Origin of the sequence: Lysinibacillus sp. FSL K6-4013 (genome assembly GCF_038630435.1) — a bacterium.
Classification (GTDB): domain Bacteria; phylum Bacillota; class Bacilli; order Bacillales_A; family Planococcaceae; genus Lysinibacillus; species Lysinibacillus boronitolerans.
The window spans coordinates 3,618,153-3,639,837 of the sequence record NZ_CP152031.1 but is presented as its reverse complement, the minus strand read 5'-3'; the positions used below and the strand labels follow the sequence as shown (position 1 = coordinate 3,639,837).

At 38.8% G+C, this 21,685-nt stretch carries 22 protein-coding genes; 15 read left to right on the top strand and 7 right to left on the bottom strand.

Annotated features, from left to right (window positions below):
* Positions 1-178 precede the first annotated feature (178 nt).
* Complete coding sequence (locus tag MHB39_RS18060; RefSeq protein ID WP_004228288.1) at positions 179-1,243, top strand: NAD(P)/FAD-dependent oxidoreductase; 1,065 nt, start codon at positions 179-181, stop codon at positions 1,241-1,243.
* Between the two features lie 54 nt (positions 1,244-1,297).
* Here MHB39_RS18060 and MHB39_RS18055 read toward each other — a convergent pair whose 3' ends face one another.
* Positions 1,298-1,633 (bottom strand): YuzD family protein, encoded by a 336-nt coding sequence (locus tag MHB39_RS18055; RefSeq protein WP_054549443.1) that lies wholly within the window; start codon positions 1,631-1,633, stop codon positions 1,298-1,300.
* Between the two features lie 83 nt (positions 1,634-1,716).
* Here MHB39_RS18055 and MHB39_RS18050 point away from each other — a divergent pair, with 83 nt between their 5' ends.
* Positions 1,717-1,953 (top strand): NifU family protein, encoded by a 237-nt coding sequence (locus MHB39_RS18050; RefSeq protein ID WP_004228295.1) that lies wholly within the window; start codon positions 1,717-1,719, stop codon positions 1,951-1,953.
* Between the two features lie 50 nt (positions 1,954-2,003).
* Here MHB39_RS18050 and MHB39_RS18045 read toward each other — a convergent pair whose 3' ends face one another.
* Entirely contained in the window at positions 2,004-2,696 is a 693-nt protein-coding gene (locus tag MHB39_RS18045; protein WP_048394419.1) for a DUF2225 domain-containing protein, read from the bottom strand.
* A gap of 186 nt (positions 2,697-2,882) precedes the next feature.
* On the opposite strand from MHB39_RS18045, the gene MHB39_RS18040 reads away from it, so the two are divergent.
* From MHB39_RS18040 to MHB39_RS18015, 6 genes are all read left to right on the top strand, one after another.
* Positions 2,883-3,257, top strand: coding sequence for an iron-sulfur cluster assembly accessory protein (locus MHB39_RS18040; RefSeq protein ID WP_048394421.1), 375 nt, complete (start codon positions 2,883-2,885; stop codon positions 3,255-3,257).
* Positions 3,258-3,578: 321 nt separating this feature from the next.
* Complete coding sequence (locus tag MHB39_RS18035; RefSeq protein WP_036078588.1) at positions 3,579-4,076, top strand: NUDIX hydrolase; 498 nt, start codon at positions 3,579-3,581, stop codon at positions 4,074-4,076.
* Positions 4,077-4,101: 25 nt separating this feature from the next.
* Positions 4,102-5,853, top strand: a complete 1,752-nt coding sequence (locus MHB39_RS18030; protein WP_342544782.1) for a sensor histidine kinase — start codon at positions 4,102-4,104, stop codon at positions 5,851-5,853.
* 6 nt (positions 5,854-5,859) lie between these two features.
* Positions 5,860-6,603, top strand: coding sequence for a LytTR family DNA-binding domain-containing protein (locus MHB39_RS18025; RefSeq protein WP_258860186.1), 744 nt, complete (start codon positions 5,860-5,862; stop codon positions 6,601-6,603).
* A gap of 117 nt (positions 6,604-6,720) precedes the next feature.
* Positions 6,721-8,514 (top strand): carbon starvation protein A, encoded by a 1,794-nt coding sequence (locus MHB39_RS18020; protein WP_004228334.1) that lies wholly within the window; start codon positions 6,721-6,723, stop codon positions 8,512-8,514.
* A gap of 251 nt (positions 8,515-8,765) precedes the next feature.
* A complete protein-coding gene (locus tag MHB39_RS18015; RefSeq protein ID WP_004228336.1) occupies positions 8,766-9,095 on the top strand; it encodes a YuiB family protein in 330 nt (109 codons plus the stop codon).
* Between the two features lie 91 nt (positions 9,096-9,186).
* Here the strand turns inward: MHB39_RS18015 and MHB39_RS18010 are convergent, their stop codons facing one another.
* Positions 9,187-9,669: a divergent PAP2 family protein gene (locus MHB39_RS18010; RefSeq protein WP_342544778.1), complete on the bottom strand. Its 483-nt coding sequence runs from the start codon at positions 9,667-9,669 to the stop codon at positions 9,187-9,189.
* Positions 9,670-9,792: 123 nt separating this feature from the next.
* Here MHB39_RS18010 and MHB39_RS18005 point away from each other — a divergent pair, with 123 nt between their 5' ends.
* The 7 genes from MHB39_RS18005 to cysI all read left to right on the top strand — a co-directional run bounded on the left by MHB39_RS18005 (position 9,793) and on the right by cysI (position 17,346).
* Positions 9,793-11,301 (top strand): leucyl aminopeptidase, encoded by a 1,509-nt coding sequence (locus tag MHB39_RS18005; protein WP_016991510.1) that lies wholly within the window; start codon positions 9,793-9,795, stop codon positions 11,299-11,301.
* Between the two features lie 135 nt (positions 11,302-11,436).
* A complete protein-coding gene (locus MHB39_RS18000; protein ID WP_342544776.1) occupies positions 11,437-11,640 on the top strand; it encodes a uroporphyrin-III methyltransferase in 204 nt (67 codons plus the stop codon).
* Positions 11,641-11,994: 354 nt separating this feature from the next.
* On the top strand, positions 11,995-12,768 hold the full coding sequence (gene cobA, locus MHB39_RS17995; protein ID WP_342544775.1) for a uroporphyrinogen-III C-methyltransferase: 774 nt from the start codon (positions 11,995-11,997) through the stop codon (positions 12,766-12,768).
* A gap of 12 nt (positions 12,769-12,780) precedes the next feature.
* Positions 12,781-13,521 carry a sirohydrochlorin chelatase gene (locus tag MHB39_RS17990; RefSeq protein ID WP_048394434.1) on the top strand — a complete coding sequence of 247 codons (741 nt, stop codon included), beginning with the start codon at positions 12,781-12,783 and terminating at the stop codon, positions 13,519-13,521.
* Entirely contained in the window at positions 13,521-13,670 is a 150-nt protein-coding gene (locus MHB39_RS17985; protein ID WP_115672973.1) for a YezD family protein, read from the top strand. Before MHB39_RS17990 ends, MHB39_RS17985 begins: the two co-directional genes overlap by 1 nt.
* Positions 13,671-13,713: 43 nt before the next feature.
* Positions 13,714-15,507 (top strand): assimilatory sulfite reductase (NADPH) flavoprotein subunit, encoded by a 1,794-nt coding sequence (locus tag MHB39_RS17980; RefSeq protein ID WP_288579728.1) that lies wholly within the window; start codon positions 13,714-13,716, stop codon positions 15,505-15,507.
* Between the two features lie 123 nt (positions 15,508-15,630).
* Positions 15,631-17,346, top strand: coding sequence for an assimilatory sulfite reductase (NADPH) hemoprotein subunit (gene cysI / locus MHB39_RS17975; RefSeq protein WP_066038183.1), 1,716 nt, complete (start codon positions 15,631-15,633; stop codon positions 17,344-17,346).
* Between the two features lie 43 nt (positions 17,347-17,389).
* Here the strand turns inward: cysI and MHB39_RS17970 are convergent, their stop codons facing one another.
* Genes MHB39_RS17970 through MHB39_RS17955 form a run of 4 tightly spaced genes read right to left on the bottom strand, consistent with a single transcriptional unit; the run spans position 17,390 to position 21,259 of the window.
* Positions 17,390-18,460 (bottom strand): sulfate/molybdate ABC transporter ATP-binding protein, encoded by a 1,071-nt coding sequence (locus tag MHB39_RS17970; protein ID WP_016991503.1) that lies wholly within the window; start codon positions 18,458-18,460, stop codon positions 17,390-17,392.
* Between the two features lie 15 nt (positions 18,461-18,475).
* Positions 18,476-19,351, bottom strand: coding sequence for a sulfate ABC transporter permease subunit CysW (cysW, locus tag MHB39_RS17965; RefSeq protein WP_342544765.1), 876 nt, complete (start codon positions 19,349-19,351; stop codon positions 18,476-18,478).
* Between the two features lie 10 nt (positions 19,352-19,361).
* On the bottom strand, positions 19,362-20,195 hold the full coding sequence (cysT, locus tag MHB39_RS17960) for a sulfate ABC transporter permease subunit CysT (RefSeq protein ID WP_036078563.1): 834 nt from the start codon (positions 20,193-20,195) through the stop codon (positions 19,362-19,364).
* A gap of 11 nt (positions 20,196-20,206) precedes the next feature.
* Positions 20,207-21,259, bottom strand: coding sequence for a sulfate ABC transporter substrate-binding protein (locus tag MHB39_RS17955; RefSeq protein ID WP_342546938.1), 1,053 nt, complete (start codon positions 21,257-21,259; stop codon positions 20,207-20,209).
* Positions 21,260-21,685 lie beyond the last annotated feature (426 nt).

The window sequence follows — 21,685 nt, the reverse complement described above, 5'->3', positions numbered from 1 at the left end:
ATAAAGGGAATTTGTTATTAATGGCTTAAAAATCAATAGAAATGAACAGGTTCTCGTTTATTTTGTGAAATCTTTCACAAAATTTCATTCTGATATTGTGAAACTTCTCACAATCGGTTATACTCGTTTGTGGATACTTTGTGAACAATTATTAAAAGAGATATAAAAGGAGACTATTATGGGAAAATTAGTACTTTTAGGTGGCGGCTACGGCAATATGCGTGTCATGCTTCGTCTATTAAACAGCCTACCATTAGACAGAGAGGTAGTTATAGTAGATAGAGCCCCTTTCCATAGTTTGAAAACAGAGTTTTATGCATTGGCGGCAGGGACAGCAACAGATAAAGAAATTCGTGTAAGCTTCCCAGAGCATGAACGTTTAACAGCCGTATATGGAGAAGTCGTTGAAATTAATCGTGCGGAAAAAGTAGTCATTCTTGAAGACGGACAACGTATAGAATATGATGATTTAGTCATTGGGCTTGGCTGTGAAGATAAATATCATGGTGTACCAGGTGCGGAAGAGTATACGTACAGCATTCAAACAATGGGTAAATCACGTGCAACATTCCAAGCACTTTGTGGGTTACCAGCTGGGTCTACAGTTGGAATTATAGGGGCTGGCCTAAGTGGAATTGAGCTTGCAAGTGAGCTACGTGAAAGTCGCTCAGATTTAAAAATCAAGCTATTTGACCGTGGTCAACGTATATTGAAAGATTTTCCAGAAAAACTAAGTAAGTATGTAAAGGATTGGTTTGTTAAGCATAATGTTGATGTGGTTGCCAATTCAAATATTACAAGAGTAGAGCCAGGTAAAATTTTTAATCATGATGATGAAATTTTACTCGATGCAGTGGTTTGGACTGCAGGTGTCCAGCCAGTCAAAATTGTGCGTGATATGGATGTTGAGAAAGATAAACATGACCGTCCACTTGTCACACAGTATTTTAATTTACTCGATGATGAACATGTCTATGTTGTAGGAGATTGTGCTTCATCAGATTTAGCCCCAACAGCACAATTAGCAGAGGAACAAGCGGAGCAAATTGTGAAAGTACTTCGTATGCGTTGGAAAGGTGAACATTTACCAGAGAAGATGCCAGATATTAAATTAAAAGGCTTTATGGGAGCTCTTGGTAAAAAACAAGGCTTTGTATACTTAGCTGATACAACAGTAACTGGGCGTATCGCTCGCTTAATGAAATCAGGATTATTATGGTATTACAAACGTCAAAATGATTAATTAGCTGAAAGGGATTGTTTCAAAAATCATTTTGAAACAATCCCTTTATTTTTATTAAACCGTTTCGTCTGGGACAAACCCTAAATTTTCAAGGGCCGTAAATACAGGCTTTAATTGGACATAGCCCTCTCCAACTACCTCATTGTTAATGAGGACAAGGGGGTAGAAAAATTCATCGTCTTGAATACGTGACGCATACTCTTGGTCGCGTTCATTCTCAATTGGACCTTCAATATCGATATAGCGAATATCATATGCTTGATCTGGATATTTGCGATTGATGGCTGCTTGTAGCCACTCATATGTATCCTTGGAAGATGGGGCATTGACACAACTAGCACAGATGACAGCTGTTCCATAAATTTCAATCATAGGTTTTGTTGATGGCATAGTATTTTCTCTCCTTGTGATTCAATATTGGATTTTTTCTGTTGCTAACATTATAATCATTATAAGGAAAGGAGTCGAGATAAATGGCAGAAGCAACAATTAACGACCAAGTTCAAGAGGTATTAGATAAATTACGTCCATTCTTACTACGTGACGGTGGAGACTGTGAATTAGTAGATGTTGAGGATGGCGTTGTGAAATTACGTTTATTAGGTGCTTGTGGCAGTTGCCCAAGTTCTACGATTACATTAAAGGCTGGTATTGAACGAGCATTATTAGAAGAAGTACCAGGTATCGTGGAAGTAGAGCAAGTATTCTAAGCCTTTTTAAAAAGTTCTAGCTTTTTGCAAGCTAGAACTTTTTTATTTACCTATTTATGACGCGCATGTTCTTTTTCTTCACGAATAATGGCCCACTGTTCTTTCGCCATATCTATAATTTTTGCCTCACCACCGACACTTTGTTTTTCAATGACTCTAGAAAAGAAGCGTGTCGCATTTTCAATATCTCCAATACGTCTAGATAATTCAGCAATCATATACATAATTCGGACAGCTGACATTTGTGTAGAGCTATAGTCCTCGGTAGAATAAGATTCCATATAATAATCACGCGCTAATTTCATAAAGCGCTCTTCTTGTCCACTATTGTTTAAGGAACGATAAAGCCATGCAAGACGTAAAGTTAGTCCAGCAATCGCTACATTTTTTTCTTTTTTAATCGTGCCACAAAGAAACGCTAACTTATAGGCTTGAATCGCTTGAAATACGGTACGTTCACCCTTGAAATCATGATGAACCCATTTTTCTGTAATTTGTGTACGTATATCATCTTGGATACCCGGTGCAAAATATTTTGTAAAGTCTTCTGTAAAGGAAAAGCCGCAATGCTCACATACAAAAACATTATAATAGAGAGCATTCACTTCATCTGCATAAATAGGTTGAAAATCTGTTTCCGTATGATCTACTTTAATAAATTTTGAACGCACTTTTAATGTTGGAAATTCTTTTTTGCAATTTAAACATTGAATTTTTTTCTCATAATATGGTGAAATCTCCATATATATTACCCCCTGCCAAGAATTCGTTGTAACTATTATACCAATGATGTTTTTATTAACATGAATAAAAAATACTATTAATGTGAAAAATATGAGAATTATAACTTATAATCGACTTGAAGCTGAATGTTTGTCATACAATGGTCAAAATTGTTATGATAATACGTAAGAAGGAAGGTGATTGGGATGACAAGTACAAAGCAAATTATAGAAGTGACACAGGCTGCTGGCTTTCATATTAATGAAATGATGGAGCATAATGAAGAACAAGGTTCTTTTTTACGTGTAGTGGTGAATGGTGGCGGCTGTAGCGGGCTATCCTATGGCATGCATTTTGATAAAGAGAAAAAAGATGATGATTTTGAAGATGTTCAGCATGGTTTAACAATTCTTGTTTCCCGTGAAGATGCGCCGATTTTGATGGGAACAAAAATTGACTATAAACAATCGCTAATGGGCGGTGGCTTCACAATCGATAATCCAAATGCCATTGCATCATGTGGCTGCGGTACGTCTTTCAGAACAGCAAAGCGTGAAGGTACGCCTGAGGTTTGTGAGTAAAAGTAAATAAATCCATTCGAATAATGGGCTAACAATAATAGGCTTCTTTGATTGATGATGTTGCAAAACATGATGAATGAAAGGAGCTTTTTTCTTTCTTTTTATTTTCCCGTTTGTAAGTAACTATGTTAAAAATCATCTGACACTTCCAACAAATTTTTATGACCTTATTTAGTGAAATTCAAGGCAATGTATAATAGCTTCTTTCATTGAGGTTGAATGAAAGAAGCATTTTCACTGTGGATTAACTGTAAAATTCAGAATAAATGCTTCATTCCATAGAAAGTGAGCAGGTATAATAGGTAGATAGAGGTGAAGGTTATGAGAAAAGATCGAGGGAAAATATGGTTGGGTGTATCAGGTGTTACGGTGAATGAGCTTGGCCAATGGTTAGTTGTGAAAAAGGCTTATAGCGGATTGAAAGGACGTTGGTCATTGCCAGCAGGTTTTGTTAATGCAGGAGAAACGGTAGATGAAGCGGTTATTCGTGAAATCAAAGAAGAAACAGGCATCGATTGTAGAGTCTCAGGCTTAATTGGGTTTAGAACAGGCGTCATCCGTGATGATATCAGTGATAATATGGCCATCTTTTATTGTCGTATGCTAGATGAGCAGCAGCAGGTTTCCATTCAAGAAAAAGAAATTTTAGAAGCGAAATGGCTGTATCCACAGGAACTAGCACAAGATGAAACGACCTCAGTGATGTTAAAGGAAATGGCCTCCAATCAATTTGAAAGACATCAATTAGAGGCGATAGAAGGGATTAATCCAGGTGATATTTTTGGCTATACCTCTTATCGTTTATTCTTTAAAAAATGACATGACTTTTAGGAGGTGACCTTTGATGGAGCTGTTTTTATTTATGTTAGAGCGAGTTGGGCTGATCATTGTGTTTGCCTTTTTAATGTCAAGATGGCGACTCTTTCGAGAAAAGCTGTTTCAGGAGCAAGGAACGAAAGAGAAAATATGGCTCATTATTATCTTTAGTAGCCTATGTATTATCAGCAGTTATACAGGGATTAAAATTGAAAGTGGGACAATCCATCCTTTAAATCAGATGATACATAGTACAATCAATGCAGAAGAGGCGATCGCCAATACAAGGCTAATTGGTGTGGCTATTGCAGGAATTTTTGGTGGACCTCTCGTTGGCGTGTGTGTAGGCATTATTGCAGGTATTCACCGAATTACACTTGGTGGTTTTACAGCAATAGCCTGCGGTGTTTCAACGATTCTTGCTGGCTTTATTACAGGTGGTTTAAGTAAACGCTTCAAAATCCGTCAAACGTTTTCCTATAAGAAAGCGGTCATCATTGGCATCTGTGCGGAAACGATTCAAATGCTGGTGATTTTAGTAGTCGCGAAGCCATTTGAGCAGGCTTTGCAGCTAGTCTCATTAATTGCCATGCCAATGATTTTAATGAATGCCTTTGGGATATTTTTATTTTTCATGATTATTAAAACGTTTATTGATGAAGAGGAGCGCACAAAGGCATTACAAACCCATCAAGCTTTTTCAATTGCCCAACAAACAATTGAGCATTTTCGTAAGGGCTTGAATGAAGAATCATGCCAAACGGTTGCAGAAATTATTAAAAGAGAAATAAAAGTAGATGCGGTCGCTATTACCGATAAAAATGGGGTGTTAGCACATGTTGGCGTTGGTGAGGATCATCATTTAATTCATCGAGAAATCATGACAGCTTTGACAAAACGAGTATTAGAGGAAGGCAAAATTTTAATGGCTACATCTCAAAAGGAAATTCAATGTCCGCACGCTAGCTGCCCATTAAGTGCTGCCATTGTCTTGCCCTTGAAGGTACAACATCGAACGGTTGGAAGCTTAAAGCTTTATTTTACTAAAGCAGATTCTTTAACAGGGGTGAAGAAGGAATTAGCTGAGGGCTTAAGTAGACTATTTTCCTCACAGCTTGAATTTGCTGAAATTGAGCAACAGCGGAAATTATTAAAGGATGCTGAAATTAAGGCATTACAAGCACAAGTCCATCCACATTTCTTCTTTAATAGTCTGAATACTATTTCAAGCTTGATTCGGACAGATGCAGATGAGGCAAGAGCATTATTAATCAAGCTTAGTACATTTTTTAGAAGCAATTTGCAGGGCGCACGGCAAATGCTCATTCCATTGAAAAATGAAATAGATCATGTTGAAGCTTATTTATCTATTGAGCAAACACGGTTTCCAAATCGTTACGAAGTTGAATTTATCATGGATGAAACACTCTTTGATGTGCAAATTCCTCCATTTACCTTGCAACCACTTGTCGAGAATGCTATTTATCATGCCTTTAAAAATCGTAATGAAGGCAAAATCTATGTCAAAGTACAACGTGTGAATGATAAGCTGGTCCTGTTAACGGAAGATAACGGCTGTGGTATGAGGAAGGAGCAGGTAAAACAACTTGGCAAGCGTATTATGCAATCCGAACAGGGGACAGGAACTGCTCTATGGAATATTTATCAACGAATTCATGAAATTTATGGCTCTGAGGCGGATTTTCATATAACAAGTACGTTAGATGTAGGAACAAAAATTATGATTCAACTGCCGTTAAAGGCGACTAGATGGGAGTAGAAGAAATTGAATGTATATATTGTGGATGATGAACCCTTAGCACGTGCGGAACTGCGATATTTATTAGAGCAAACAGCGTTGGTGAATGTTTGTGGTGAATCTGAAAATCTTGAGGAGCTGTATAAAGCATCACAGCTTGAAGAAGTCGATTGTATATTTTTGGATATTGAATTAGGCATAAACAATGGTCTTGATTTAGCTAAACAATTATTACTGAATGAACAGAGGCCAGAAATTATTTTTGCAACAGCCTACGATGACTATGCATTGCAGGCATTTGAAGTCAATGCATTTGATTATATATTGAAACCCTTTGAGGCAGAAAGGGTACAAACAGCTGTGGAAAAGCTTTTAGCTAAAAAAAGAGCTGCTCAGGCAAAAACGATGGAGGAGCTAAAAGTTTCACAGCTAGACAAGCTCGATAAATTAACGGTTTATGCAAACGATCGAATTTTACTGCTGAAAATACAGGATATTTTGTATTGTACCTCTGAGGATAGTAAAACGGTTGTTGTGACAGAGCAGGGACGTTTTTTTGCTTCCGAGTCATTGGCTGCGTTAGAAAAAAAGCTTACTTTAAAAGGCTTTGTACGTGTCCATCGTGCGTATATTGTCAATTTAGAGCATATTGTGGAACTTGAGCCCTGGAGTAGTTCTAAATTTAATTTAATCGTGCACAACAGACATTCCATTCCTGTTAGCAGACTGTATATGAAGGATGTAAGGAAAATTTTTGACCTATCGAAGTAGTTGCATTTCAATGAACAAATACTACCGCTCAGCTTTAATTTCTGACATTTCAGTTATTTTAGGAATATTAAGGACATTCCTTTGCTATGATGTGGAAAAAGTAAAAGGGGTGTTTGCATGAATGCGATTACAATAGTGATAGGGTCTATTTGTATTTTGATGATCAGCTATCGTTTGTATGGCATTTTCTTTACAAAGAAGGTACTTAAAATAAAAGATGATACGCCCACCCCAGCCCACGCTTTGGAAGATGGTAAAGACTATGTTCCGACGAATAAATGGGTAACCTTTGGGCATCATTTTGCAGCGATTGCAGCAGCAGGACCCTTAGTGGGACCAATCCTAGCTGCACAGTTTGGGTATTTACCTGGACTTCTATGGCTATTAATCGGAGCAGTAATTGGTGGGGCAGTTCATGATGCTGTTGTTTTATTTGCATCCATGCGTCATGGTGGTAAATCCCTATCGGAAGTGATGAAGGAGGAGTTAGGCCCTATCGCAGGTTTCTGTACAGGCCTTGCGATGCTATTCATTATTACGATTACAATGGCAGGTCTCTCGATGGTGGTGTTAGGCGCTTTAGAGCGCAATCCATGGGGAACGTTTGCGGTAGGTATTACGATACCAATCGCCATGCTTGTGGGTATTGCCTATCGTAAAACAGGCAATTTAATTGTTACATCTACGATAGGCTTTATTTTATTAATGATTGGGGTATTTATCGGACCGCTTATTCAAGGCACAGCATTCGGTGATTTTTTAACATTTGATCGGGATACATTAGCTATCATCTTACCGATCTATGCCTTTTTCGCCGCTGCATTACCTGTGTGGCTTTTATTAGCACCTCGTGATTATTTAAGTAGTTTCATGAAGATTGGGGTATTTATTGCACTAATTATTGGCGTTTTCTTTGTTAATCCTGCTATTCAATTCCCACCATTGACAGAGTTTATTCATGGTGGTGGACCAGTAATTGCCGGTCCTGTGTGGCCGTTTGTTTCTATTACAATTGCCTGTGGTGCCATTTCTGGCTTCCATGCTTTTGTAGGCTCAGGAACAACGCCTAAGATGATTGATCGTTGGGAGGACATCCGTATTGTAGGCTTTGGTGCTATGTTAGTAGAGTCACTAGTAGGCGTGATGGCTTTAATCGCAGCTACTGCTCTTCATCCAGCCGACTATTTTGCGATTAACTCAGCACCAGCTGTATTTGCTACATTAGGAATGGAGCCCGTTCATCTACAAGCATTGTCTCAAAGTATCGGCATGGACTTGGAAGGACGAACAGGAGGTGCTGTAACGCTAGCAGTTGGTATGACAGATATCTTTACAGGTATTCCTTGGTTCGCAGAGTTATCTTCGTACTTCTATCAATTTGTCATTATGTTTGAGGCGGTTTTCATTCTTACAGCCATTGATGCTGGAACAAGGGTAGCTCGTTATTTAATACAAGATTTTGGTGGCAATGTTTATAAACCACTGAAGCGTACCAATTGGGTACCAGGTACAATTTTTGCTAGTGCACTTGCCTGCTTTATGTGGGGCTATTTATTGTATTCAGGGGATATAAGCTCAATCTGGGTATTATTTGGTGTATCCAATCAGCTAATGGCAGCCATTGGTCTAGTATGTGGAGTGACGATGGTATTGAAGGTCGCAGATAAACGCATCTATGCATTGACATGCTTTATCCCATTGGCTTATTTATACATTACGGTCAACGTTGCAGGCTATTGGATGATTAAAAATGTATACTGGAATCCAGCCGCTGCAGGCTTTAATATGTTAAATGGGATTTTATCTGTTATCATGCTAATGCTTGGCTTCTTAATTGTGCTGACAGCCTTTAAAAAATGGGCACAGCTTTGGAAATCACCAAAGTTTTTAGTAGCTCAATCAACTTCATAAAATCATAGAAACTATTGAAGATAAGCATTTGTCTTCAATAGTTTTTTTGATAAAAAAAGCATTTATCTAACTTGAAGCTATAGTTTACCCGCGGAAGGTGGGAGAATACCCCTAACTTCAAAGAGCAACCACAGGTGATCAATTGAATGATTTTCCTAAATATGACGAACAAGCGAAAACAAGGATATGTTCATTGAAAGCGGTGTCGTAATCATGTAAACTAATGAGAGGAAAACGGAGGTTATACATACATGGATGGTCCAGTTTCATTAGTACAGTTAATCATTTCTATATTGTTATTTTTCGTCATGTTCTTTGGTATCGGATTCTTGTTAAATATGCTGTTACGGATGACATGGTTAATGGCAATTGTGTATCCAATTGTTGTCATCTTTATTGTAGATGAAGTAAGCTTCTTAGATTATATTTTTAAGCCAGGCTCTGCCTTCCCAGCACTAATTGATAAATTACAGGCTCTTCAGTTTGTAGATATTGCTATTTTATCAGGTGGCTTTGCAGGATCTATTGTGGCGGGTATCGTGATGATTTATTTACGTAAAAGTGGATACAGAATGTTCTAACGTGCTTAGTATTCTTTCTTCAATTGAAGAGGGGATACTTTTTTTGTACAAAAAAAACACAGCCTCCCTTTTGAGGATGTGTTTATGTCTGTTAGATGAAAAACTCGTAGGTTATGATGGCGATAAAAATACCCGTGAGAGCCCCAAAAAATACTTCACTTCGTTTATGGCCTAATAGTGTTTTTAATTCCTCCATTTTCTCTTGTCCGTCCATCTGTGGCCACTTTTTTAAATCATGAACCAATGTTTGAAAATCCTTACGTAGTTGATTTAATATAGCGGCATGCTGCCCTGCCTGGTAACGAACACCACTGGCATCGTACATCACGATGATGGAAAACATGGCGGCTACCGCAAAAATGGGGGATTCCAAACCTGTCTCATAGGCAATTGAGGTTGCCAATCCAGTGACAGAAGCGGAGTGAGAACTAGGCATTCCGCCCGTTGAGGTAAAAAGTCCCCATTTTACTTGTCTGGTCATTAAAAAATGGATGGGGATTTTAACAAACTGTGCAAAGAGAACCGCAAAGAGGGCAATTAGTAATGGGGTATTTTGGAGTAAACTCAATATCATCACAACCTTCGCAAATAATTGCTTTTATTATAACATTCATTATTTTCTAAAAGAAGATATAGGCAAATATTACGCCATTTTCAGAAACTTCGTTATAATAGTATATGGAATGGAGGAGTTTACATGCATATTGTAAAAGAAGCAAAAACATTTGAAACGATTTCTACCGAACTATTAGTGGTAGGAGTCACAAAACATCGTGAACAAATGCAGGACTGGGCAAGCTTTTCATCTTTTTACGGTGAAGCCCTCGATACATGGATTAGTGCAGGGGACGTCTCAACTGAATTAAAGAAACTAACGAAATTACCATTTGTGAAAGACCATGCCAGCCTCAAACGTATTGTATTTGTAGGCTTAGATGAGCGTAAAAACCTAACAGAAGGTGATATTCGCGCAGCATTTGGTTTAGTAGGGAAAGAATTAAGATCTTTAAAAGTAAAAGAGTATTCCATCTGGCTTGAATCATTTACAACAGAGTCAATTTCAACAGCAGATGTAGCATTTTTAGCGGGTGAAGGAATTGGCCTTGGCTATTATGCTATTCCACATTATAAAACCACTTCGAACGAGGTAGATAAACGTATTGATGCTGTTCACCTTGTGACTACAGCAGAGGATTTAGATGAAGTGGTGGCAAGCTTTGAGGTAGGTGTGATTTATGCAGATGCTGTTAATGAAGCTCGTAGCCTAATAAATTTACCTCCAAATCTACTAACAGCAACGGATTTAGCTAACTATGCACAATCTCTAGCAGTGGAATACAATTTGGAAGTAGAGATTTTAGATAAAGCACAATTAGAGGAACTAGGTATGGGTGGTATATTAAGCGTTAACCAAGGCTCTTATGAAGAACCACGATTAATTACCTTAAAATATAAAGCGACTGAAGATTTTGAAGATCCAATTGGCCTTGTTGGTAAGGGCGTAACGTATGATACAGGCGGCTATTCTTTAAAACCAAAGGATTCTATGGTTGGTATGAAAGGTGATATGGGCGGTGCTGCTGCTGTACTTGGTGCAATGAAAATTATCGGTGAATTACGTCCAAATAAAAATGTTGTAGCCGTTATCGGTTCTACAGATAATATGGTGTCCGATACAGCGTTTAAACCTGATGATGTGATTACGACGTACAGTGGGAAAACCGTAGAAGTATTAAATACGGATGCAGAAGGGCGTTTAGTTCTGGCAGATGCAACTACATATGCTAAACAGCAAGGTGCTACATCACTAATTGATGTTGCTACTTTAACTGGAGGCGTTATTACTGCGTTAGGTATGGATAAAACAGGTGCTCTTTCAAATGATGATGCATTTTTTGAAGCATTTATGGAAGCTGCCAAAGAGACAGATGAATTTGTTTGGCGCATGCCTTTAACAGAGAATGATAAAAAACGAATTCGAAAATCAGATGTAGCTGATTTAAATAACTCTCCTGGTCGTGATGGTCATATGATTTTCGGCGGCGGTTTTGTAGGCGAATTTGTTGGTGATACACCATGGATTCACCTGGATATAGCAGGCACATCTGATGCAGTAGCAGTTCATGATTTAGGACCTAAAGGTGGTACTGGTGTTATGGTCCGTACACTAGCTAATTTTGTCCAACGTTTAGGGGAAGAAAAATAATAAAGCGTGTCAATCAGCGGGAGTTTATTCTCGCTGATTTTTTGTGATTTATGCACTAATCCCGATAGAATAGGCATTCTACATATGATAGATGTATCTTCCTTCATACGATAGAGTAAAAAGGGGAGGTAGCATATGCGCAATTTCGGAGGTTATCCAGGCGGAGGATTTGGAGGCTTTATTTGGCCATTTGGCGCACCGTTTTTTGGTGGGTTTTTAGGCAGTTTTCTAGGCTCTCAATTTAATCAATATCCTTACAATCCATATTATCCAAACTATCGACCATATCCACCAGGTCCATATTTTGGACCAGGTCCGCGTTATCGTAGACCATGGTAAGCACATAATTTGATCAACCAGTTGTCGATCTTGAAATCGGCAGCTGGTTTTTTTTTGCGCCTAACGAAGTATCAAATTTAGTGTTGACAGAATATACTAAATTATTTATTATTCTTATTATATTACTAAGAATTAAATATGTGGCTGACTAGCAAACTAGAGGCTTGTATTATTCATAGGCATTTTTGTGCCTAAGGATAATATTGGCCTTTTTTCTTTATCTTAATTCAGTAAATGTTTTTATACCGAAAGCAAAGTGTCAGTTATAGAAAACTCGAGGACCCTTATTAGTCAGTTGAATAAATCTGAAATGCTATGACAGCGAGGCGTAATTGACAGAAGGAGTGAGATGAAATGGGGAAAGTTTATATTGTTGGTGCAGGTCCTGGGGATGTTGACCTCCTTACGATTAAAGGATTACGTTGCATTGAATGTGCAGATGTCATTTTATATGACAGACTCATTAATAAAGAGCTATTAGCCTATGCCAAGAAAGACGCTAAATTAATCTTTTGCGGGAAATTGCCTCAGCAACATGCCATGATTCAGGAGCAAATCAACCAAACGCTTGTTGATTATGCCCAACAAGGATATGTTGTCACAAGATTAAAAGGAGGAGACCCATTTGTTTTTGGTAGAGGGGCAGAGGAGGCAAATGTGTTAGCGAAGCATCAAATTCCCTTTGAAATTGTGCCTGGTATTACGTCAGGTATAGCAGCTCCAGCATATGCAGGTATTCCTGTCACACATCGTAACTTAGGTTCAAGTTTTGCTATGGTTACTGGGCATATGCAGGATGGAAAAGAAGATGCTATCCGTTGGGAAAGTCTTGCAAAAGGAATTGATACGATTGCCATTTATATGGGTGTTGGTAATCTTCCGTATATCCGTCAACAATTACTCAAATTTGGCCGTGATGAAAAAACGCCTGTGGCTGTTATTCACTGGGGAACAGTTTCTACTAAGCAAAGAACTGTTACGGGGACTTTAGCTACAATTGAGGAAATTGTGCGTACAGAAAATATTCATAACCCTAGCATCATATTAGTAGGGAAGGTTGTGACCTTAAGAGAAACCATTCATTGGTTTGAGCAAAACCCCGCACAGCCAATCCAAATAACGGGATAAGGTTGTGGGATTATGCAGGCTATTTTATATATTGCACATGGCAGTCGTGTCAAGGAAGGTGTAGAGCAGGCCGTAAACTTTCTTCAAGGTGTACAACAAGAAGTGACAGTACCTATTCAGGAAATATGCTTTCTAGAGCTGGCAACACCAACCATTGCAGAAGGCATTGCTAGCTGTATTCGGAAAGGGGCAACAGCGATTGCCGTAATGCCTATTCTCCTACTAGCTGCTCAACACGCAAAACATGATATTCCGAAAGAAATGGCAAAAGCTCAAAAACTATACCCATATGTAAAGTTTACATATGGTGAGCCTCTTGGCATTCATGAACGATTAATTGACACATTACAAGCTAGGATAATAGAAAAACAGCAACCTAACAGCAATGCGAGTGTTTTACTCATAGGACGTGGGAGTAGTGATCCAGCCGTCAAGAGGGATTTAGCCAAAATTGCCAAAAGGCTACGTACTAAATATCACTATAAAGCCGTTGATACATGCTTCTTATACGGAATGGGACCAACCTTTGAAGACTGGTTACTGCAAGTTAAAGGGAAGCAACAGCAAATTTTTATTGTCCCTTATTTATTATTTACAGGCATTTTAAGACAAAGTATTGCCAAGCGATTACAAGGCTTTGACAGTCAAAACATTATGTTATGTGAAAGCTTAGGCTATGACGACAATGTGAAAAAAGTATTAGTGGAACGTATTGATGAATTACTACATTTTAAAGAGGAAGGTGTTTCGTAATGGTAGATAAAAGAACTGAAAATATAAATCTAGCATTAGATAATGTCCGCCAAATGTTAAATACTGTGAACCACGGATCAATTACATTGATTGTTCAAAATTCCTATGTGGTTCAGATTGAGAAAAAGGAAAAAATAAGGCTTCGATAAATTAAAAAATATGAAATGAAGAAGATTCGTGAGGTGGCAAAGATTGAAATTACAAGTAATAAACAGTCCATTTAATGAAGAGCAGGTGAAGTTATTAAACGAGCTTCTCCCTAAATTAACAATTGAACAAAAATTTTGGCTAAACGGTTACCTAAGTGCTCCCCAAGCAACTCTTGAAGCAATTGTTGAACAGGCACCACCAGCAGCCCAGCCGATTACCAAAACAATAACAATCTTATATGGTTCCCAAACAGGCAATAGTCAAGGATTAGCTGAAAAGTATGCAGCAGCTTTAAAAGAGCAGCAGGTAGATGTAACTGTCTCATCATTAGGGAAATTTAAAGCTAGTAATTTAAAAAAGATCACCAATCTATTACTTATTGTGAGTACACATGGAGAGGGAGATCCACCAGATCAAGCGATACAATTCTATGAATTTTTGCATAGCAAGCGGGCGCCTAAATTAGAACACCTACAATATTCGGTTCTTGCTTTAGGGGATAGCTCCTATGAATTTTTTTGTAAGACAGGTAAGGACTTCGATGAGCGGTTTGCGCAATTAGGTGCAACAAGAATTGTTCCTCGTATAGATTGCGATGTAGATTATGATGATGCAGCTGCACAGTGGTTCTCCGCGGTTCAACAGGAATTTCTTCAGCATACAACTTCAGCAACGTCTACTTCAGCACACACCGAAGGGGCGCAAGTACTTGAAGAATCTACATATTCAAGAAAAAATCCATTTTACGCTGAAGTACTTGAAAATATAAATCTAAATGGTCGTGGCTCCAATAAAGAGACGCGTCATCTTGAATTATCGATTGAGGGAGCTAATTTTCATTTTGAACCTGGCGATAGCATTGGCATTCTGCCAGAGAATGATGAACAATTAGTCAATGCATTGCTGACAGCACTTCAATTTGATTCGGAGACAGAAGTGACTGTTTTTGATGAAACAATAACAATAAAAGAAGCACTACAGAAAAAATTAGAAATTACGGTGTTATCTAAACCGTTACTCGAAAAAATTGCTGCTTATACAGAGCATAAAGAATTTTCTAAGCTATTTGAAGAACCAAAAGCCTGGAAGGACTATGCAAAAGGAAGAGACTTGCTCGACCTAGTAGAGGAATTTACACCATTTACTTGGAGTGCACAGCAATTTGTAGAGTTACTGCGTAAAATTCCAGCTCGACTTTATTCTATTGCTAGTAGCCAAAAGGCCAATAGCGAAGAGGTTCATTTAACGATTGGCAAGGTAAGCTATGAAACAGCAGGTAGACAACGTCTTGGTGTTTGCTCTGGAAGTGTGGCAGAACGAATACAAATAGGTGATACATTACCAATCTATGTTCATAAAAATCCGAATTTCAGATTGCCAGAGAATAATGAAACGCCAATTATTATGATTGGTGCAGGCACAGGTGTTGCACCATATCGAGCTTTTCTAGAGGAGCGAGAAGAGTTAGGGATTGAGGGGAAAGCATGGCTCATCTTTGGTGATCAGCATTTTGTTACGGATTTCCTCTATCAAACGGATTGGCAACGTTGGCTAGCTGCTGGCACATTAAGTCACATGCATGTAGCCTTTTCACGTGATACAGACCAAAAAATCTATGTTCAACATAAATTGCAAGAAAATGCCGCAAGTTTTTATGAGTGGCTGGAGCAGGGGGCTGTCATTTATGTATGTGGTGACGAAAAATCAATGGCATCTGATGTGGATGCAACCATTCATCAAATTATTGAGCAGCAAGGACAGAAAACACCAGAGGAAGCAAAAGCCTATGTGAATGAATTAAAACAGCAAAAACGCTACCAACGTGACGTTTATTAATGGAGTTCAACACAAATTTCTCGAAAACCTTCCCTTATTAATGAGTTGATCTCTTTGTTAGCAAGTAAACCCTCAGGTATGCCCAATACGCTGAGGTGTAATGGATTAAAGGAGCGATAAAGAATGACTGAAAAAATAGTGTTACCTCCACAGCCCGGGAAACCAAGTGATGTAGAGCGTATTAAAACCGAAAGTAATTACCTACGTGGAACACTCGAACGTACCATGAATAATCCATTAAGCTCTGGTATCCCAGAGGACGATAATCGCCTTATGAAATTTCATGGCAGTTACTTACAGGACGATCGAGATCTTCGGAATGAACGTCAGAAACAAAAGCTGGAACCAGCCTATCAATTTATGGTACGTGTACGAACACCAGGTGGAGCAGCTACCCCAGCGCAATGGCTTGTGATGGATGAAATGGCTAGAAAGTATGGCAATGGCTCTTTAAAATTAACAACACGCCAAGCATTTCAAGTACATGGCATTTTAAAATGGAATGTTAAAAAATATATGCAGGAAATCAATGAGGTGTTATTGGATTCTCTTGCTGCATGTGGAGATGTGAACCGTAATGTGATGTGTAATGTCAATCCAAACCAGTCTGCATTACATGAAGAGGTTTATAATTGGTCTGCAAAACTAAGTGAGCATTTACTGCCGAGAACACGCGCTTATCATGAATTATGGTTAGATGGAGAAAAGGTAGTAGATAGTCAGGATGTAGAAATTGAACCGATTTATGGAGCGCAATATTTGCCGCGTAAATTTAAAATTGGTATTGCGATTCCACCAAGTAATGATGTAGATGTTTTTTCACAAGATATCGGACTGATTGCCATCGTTGAAGACAATCAGCTTGTTGGTTTTAACGTAGCGGTTGGTGGAGGCATGGGCATGACACATGGTGATCATGAAACCTATCCACAGCTTGCTCGTGAAATTGGCTTTATAACGCCAGATAAATTATTAGAAACAGCAGAAAAAATAATAACGATACAGCGTGATTATGGGAATCGCTCTGTCCGTAAAAATGCACGATTTAAATACACGATTGATGCGAGAGGACTTGAATGGTTCCAAGAAGAATTAACGCGTCGTCTAGGCTGGGAAATTCAGCAGGCTCGTCCTTATACTTTTGAGCGTACAGGTGATGAATTTGGCTGGATTAAAGGGGCAGATGGTCATTGGCATTATACGTTATTTATTCAAAATGGCCGTATAAAAGACTTTGAGGATTATCAGTTGTTAACTGGCTTACGTGAAATAGCTAAGGTGCACACGGGTGATTTTCGTTTAACACCGAACCAAAACCTAATGATTAGCAATGTAACACCCCAGAAAAAGAAACAAATAAATACGCTTATTAAACAATACAAGCTAACAGACGGTGCGCATTATTCTGCCTTACGCCGCAATTCCATTGCCTGTGTCTCATTACCGACATGTGGCTTAGCCATGGCAGAAGCAGAACGCTATTTACCTTCTCTTATAACAAAAATTGATGCCATTATTGATGAGGCTGGCTTAAATGAAACAGAAATTGTTATTCGCATGTCTGGTTGTCCAAATGGCTGTTCACGTGCAGCAATGGGTGAAATCGGCTTTATTGGCAAAGGGCCAGGTAAATACAATATGTACCTTGGTGCAAGTTTTACAGGCAATCGCTTAAATAAAATCTATCGTGAAAATATTGGTGAGGAGGAAATTTTAGCAGAGCTACGACCAATTCTTCTACATTTTTCAAAGGAACGTTTAGAGGGCGAACATTTTGGAGACTTTGTCATTCGTGCTGGGTATGTCACAGCTGTCTATGATGGAAGAGAATTTCATTAAAAATAAAAACCATGTAGCAAAGAAAAATTTGCTACATGGTTTTTTATATAGAATAATCCTCAGGAATAAACACCTTTAATTGTTTCGGCTTTACAAATACCTGATCGCCCACCCTTAGTTGAAGAAGATGAAATTGTTCTTTCGATAACTCCGCTTCTAAAAATTCATCAAGATCCTCACGGCGTAACTCAATTTGGACGATAGGCCCTAGCAAATGAATGTGGCTGATTTTAACAGGAACTGTACCTGAAATACTTGTTTTCTCAATCTGAATATCATGAGGACGTACATAGCCTATCGCATTGTCATCTGAATGTGTCAGGGCATCAGGTACATCAAGTGCAACTTCACCCTGCATGAGCTTACCATTTTGTAAGCGCCCTTTAAATAGATTGACATTGCCCAAGAAATCATAGACAAATGGACTTTTGGGATTTGTATAGACCTCGTCTGGGCTGCCAATTTGCTCGATTTTGCCATTGTTCATGACTACAATGCGATCTGCAACATCCAAAGCTTCCTCCTGGTCATGTGTCACAAAAATACTTGTAATATGAAACTCATCGTGCAGCTTTCGAAGCCAGCGACGTAACTCCTTGCGTACTTTTGCATCGAGAGCTCCAAATGGTTCATCTAATAACAGTACCTTGGGCTCCACGGCAAGCGCTCTTGCCAGTGCGACACGTTGCCGCTGCCCACCTGAAAGCTGTGTTGGATATCGGTCAGAGAAATTTTCAAGCTTCACGAGTCGCAATAACTCCATCACTTTTTCTTTGATTTTCTGTTTTGAAGGTCTGCTTTTGCGAGGGCGCACCTTCAGCCCATAGGCTACATTGTCAAAGACCGTCATATGACGGAAAAGGGCATAATGCTGAAAGACAAAGCCTACATTGCGTTCTTTTGGATGGCGATCTGTGATGGATTGACCATCAAATAAGATGTTACCGACATCTGTTGTTTCAAGCCCAGCGATTACACGTAATAAAGAGGTTTTTCCTGATCCAGAGGGGCCGAGCAACGCTACTAGCTCCCCAGACTGAATATGTACAGATATATCCTCTAGTGCCTGAAACGAACCATATTTTTTGGATACGTTTTGAATTTGTATACTCATTGAGACCATCTCCTTTTAACTAGATTTTGATTTCCAAGCAATAATGTCTTTCACAATTAATGTAAAGATGGCCATAACGCTCATTAGGGAAGCAACTGCAAAGGCTGCTGCAAATTGATATTCATTATAGAGAATTTCGATATGAAGCGGCATCGTATTAGTCATACCACGGATATGGCCGGATACAACAGAGACAGCTCCAAATTCCCCGATGGCTCGTGCATTACATAAAATCACACCATAGAACAACCCCCATTTAATATTGGGTAACGTGACATACCAAAAGGTTTTAAAGCCACTTGCCCCCAATGAAATAGACGCTTCCTCCTCAGATGTGCCTTGGGTTTGCATCAGAGGTATTAATTCACGTGCAACAAAGGGCAATGTGACGAAAATTGTGGCAAGGACAATGCCAGGAAGTGCAAAAACAATTTTAATATCATGTGCAAACAACCAATCACCAAATAGTCCCTGTGAGCCAAATAATAAAATAAACACTAAACCTGCGATAACAGGTGAAACGGCAAAAGGTAAATCTACCATAGTAAGTAATAGATTTTTCCCTTTAAAATTAAATTTTGTGAGTGCCCATGCAGCCATTACGCCAAAGATCGCATTGAGAGGTACAGTAATAGCTACGACGATTAAAGTAAGCTTAATAGCAGCTAATGCATCTGGATGTGTAATCGCAGCAAAGTAAACGTCGACTCCTTTTTGAAAAGCTGTAATAAAAATAGATACTAAAGGTAGTACAATAAAGAAAGCTAAAAAAGCTAAAGCAATACATGTTAACGTATAGCGAATAATACGAGGCTCCTGTAAGGCAGCAGTCTGTGTAGCTGCTTTCCTTTTTCCTGTACTAGCCTGCTGAATAAAAGTTGATTGTTCCATATCGTACCTCCTAATGTACAAACCGACGATTGGCTAGCCATTGTATCAAGTTAATGGTGAACAACAAAATAAAGGATGTCACAAGCATGACAACAGCTATGGCAGTTGCCCCCGCATAATCATATTGCTCAAGCTTTGTCATAATAATTAACGGCGTAATTTCCGTTTTCATCGGCATATTTCCTGCAATAAAAACAACCGAGCCATATTCACCTAAAGCGCGCGCAAAGGCTAAGGAAAAGCCAGTTAAAATAGCAGGTACTAGCTCTGGTAAGATAACTTTACGGAAGGTTTGTAAACGGTTGGCTCCAAGGCTTGCCGAAGCTTCCTCCACCTCAGCACTAATATTTTGCAAGACGGGTTGGACTGTACGTACAACAAAGGGTAGCCCGATAAAGGTTAAAGCAATAATGATGCCAAGAGGTGTAAAGGCAATTTTAAAATTAAAAAATTGACCGATCCAACCGTTTGGTGCATAGAGAGATGTTAAAGCAATACCAGCAACAGCAGTAGGTAATGCAAAGGGTAAGTCTACAAGCCCATCAATGATTCGTTTAAAGGGAAATTGATAGCGGACGAGAACCCATGCAATAATCGTACCGAAAATCACATTTAGTAAGCCTGCGATCAGCGCAGTGCTGAAGCTCACTTTGTAGGAAGCAACAGCACGAGGATCTGTAATGATATCGATGAATGCTGACCAGCTTAAGGACATGGTATGAATGAAAATCATGGAAAGTGGTAGTAACACTAGTAAACTTACGTATAGCATTGTATATCCAAGAGATAAATGAAAGCCTGGAATAATTCGCCGCGATTTTTTAGGAATGATTAAACTGCTCATCAAAACGCTCCTTATTGTGGTACGTATATTTCATCGAAGGTACCACCATCTTTAAAATGGGTTGCTTGTGCTTTTGCCCAACCACCAAAATCATCAATTGAGACAAGTTCAAGCTGAGGGAATTGCTCTTTATATTTTGCTAGAATTGTTTCATTACGTGGTCGATAATAATTTTTCGCCGCAATTTCTTGCCCAATATCACTATATAAATGCTGCAAGTAAGCTTCAGCGACTTCACGTGTCCCTTTTTTATCTACGATTTTGTCTACAACTGCAACTGGTGGCTCTGCTAAAATACTTAATGAAGGCGTGATGATTTGAAATTCATCCTTACCTAATTCATTGAGAGAGAGGTATGCTTCATTTTCCCACGCAATTAAGACATCTCCAATTTTACGTTCTACGAATGTTGTTGTAGCTCCACGAGCGCCAGAATCAAGTACTTCTACATTGCTGTAAAGTGATTTCATAAACCCTTTTATTTTTGTTTCATCATTGTTATATAATTTTCCGGCATAAGCCCAAGCAGCTAAGTAGTTCCAACGCGCACCCCCAGATGTTTTGGGATTAGGCGTAATAACAGACACGTCGTCTTGAATCAAATCATCCCAATCTTGTATGTTTTTTGGATTGCCCTTGCGTACTAAAAACACAATTGTAGATGTATAGGGAGTCGAATTATGATCAAACTCGGTTTGCCAATCTTTATTCAGTAGCTCGCGCGTTTGAGCAATTTCATCGATATCATAAGCGAGTGCAAGTGTCACTACGTCGGCTTCAAGACCATCAATAACTGCACGCCCCTGTTTACCAGATCCACCATGTGATTGATTGATTGTGACATCTTGGCCGGTATCATCCTTCCATTTTTTTATAAAATCTTTGTTGAACTCCTCGTAAAGCTCGCGTGTTGGATCATAGGAGACATTTAGTAGCTCTACAGACTTCTTATCTTTCTGACCGCTTGCTTTTTCATCTGAGTTAGCACTTCCACAGCCAGCTAAACTAAGCGTAAGCATAGTTAATAATGCCAATGATTGGAGAACATAGCTCCTTTTTTTCATCATTATTTCGCCCCTTTTCTGTCTTAAGAATGCAAAAAGCCATCACCCACAATGAAATGACAACATGGGGAGATGGCCTTCAGATCCTCTGATCAGCGTTTTTTTATTTAGGTTAAAGCTTTAGTAATACATTAAACATATATTTCCTATTAGTCAACAAGGAATTATAAAAAAGATTATTTATTTTGAAAATTAAATGCGAGTGTCCTAGATACCACTCATCATATACAGCAGAGAACAGGAACAAGTGGGTGTATGGGAAAGATATTTCAAAAACCTAGTTGACTGCTTGGTGTACTTTAGTATATATTTGGTAATAAGAAGAATGATTGTGTAACGAGGTAGCAACTACTAGTGAACAATCATTAAATATAGAGCTGGCTAGTCAAACTAGAGGCGTTTTAACAAAGACCTGTTTTTTCTGTG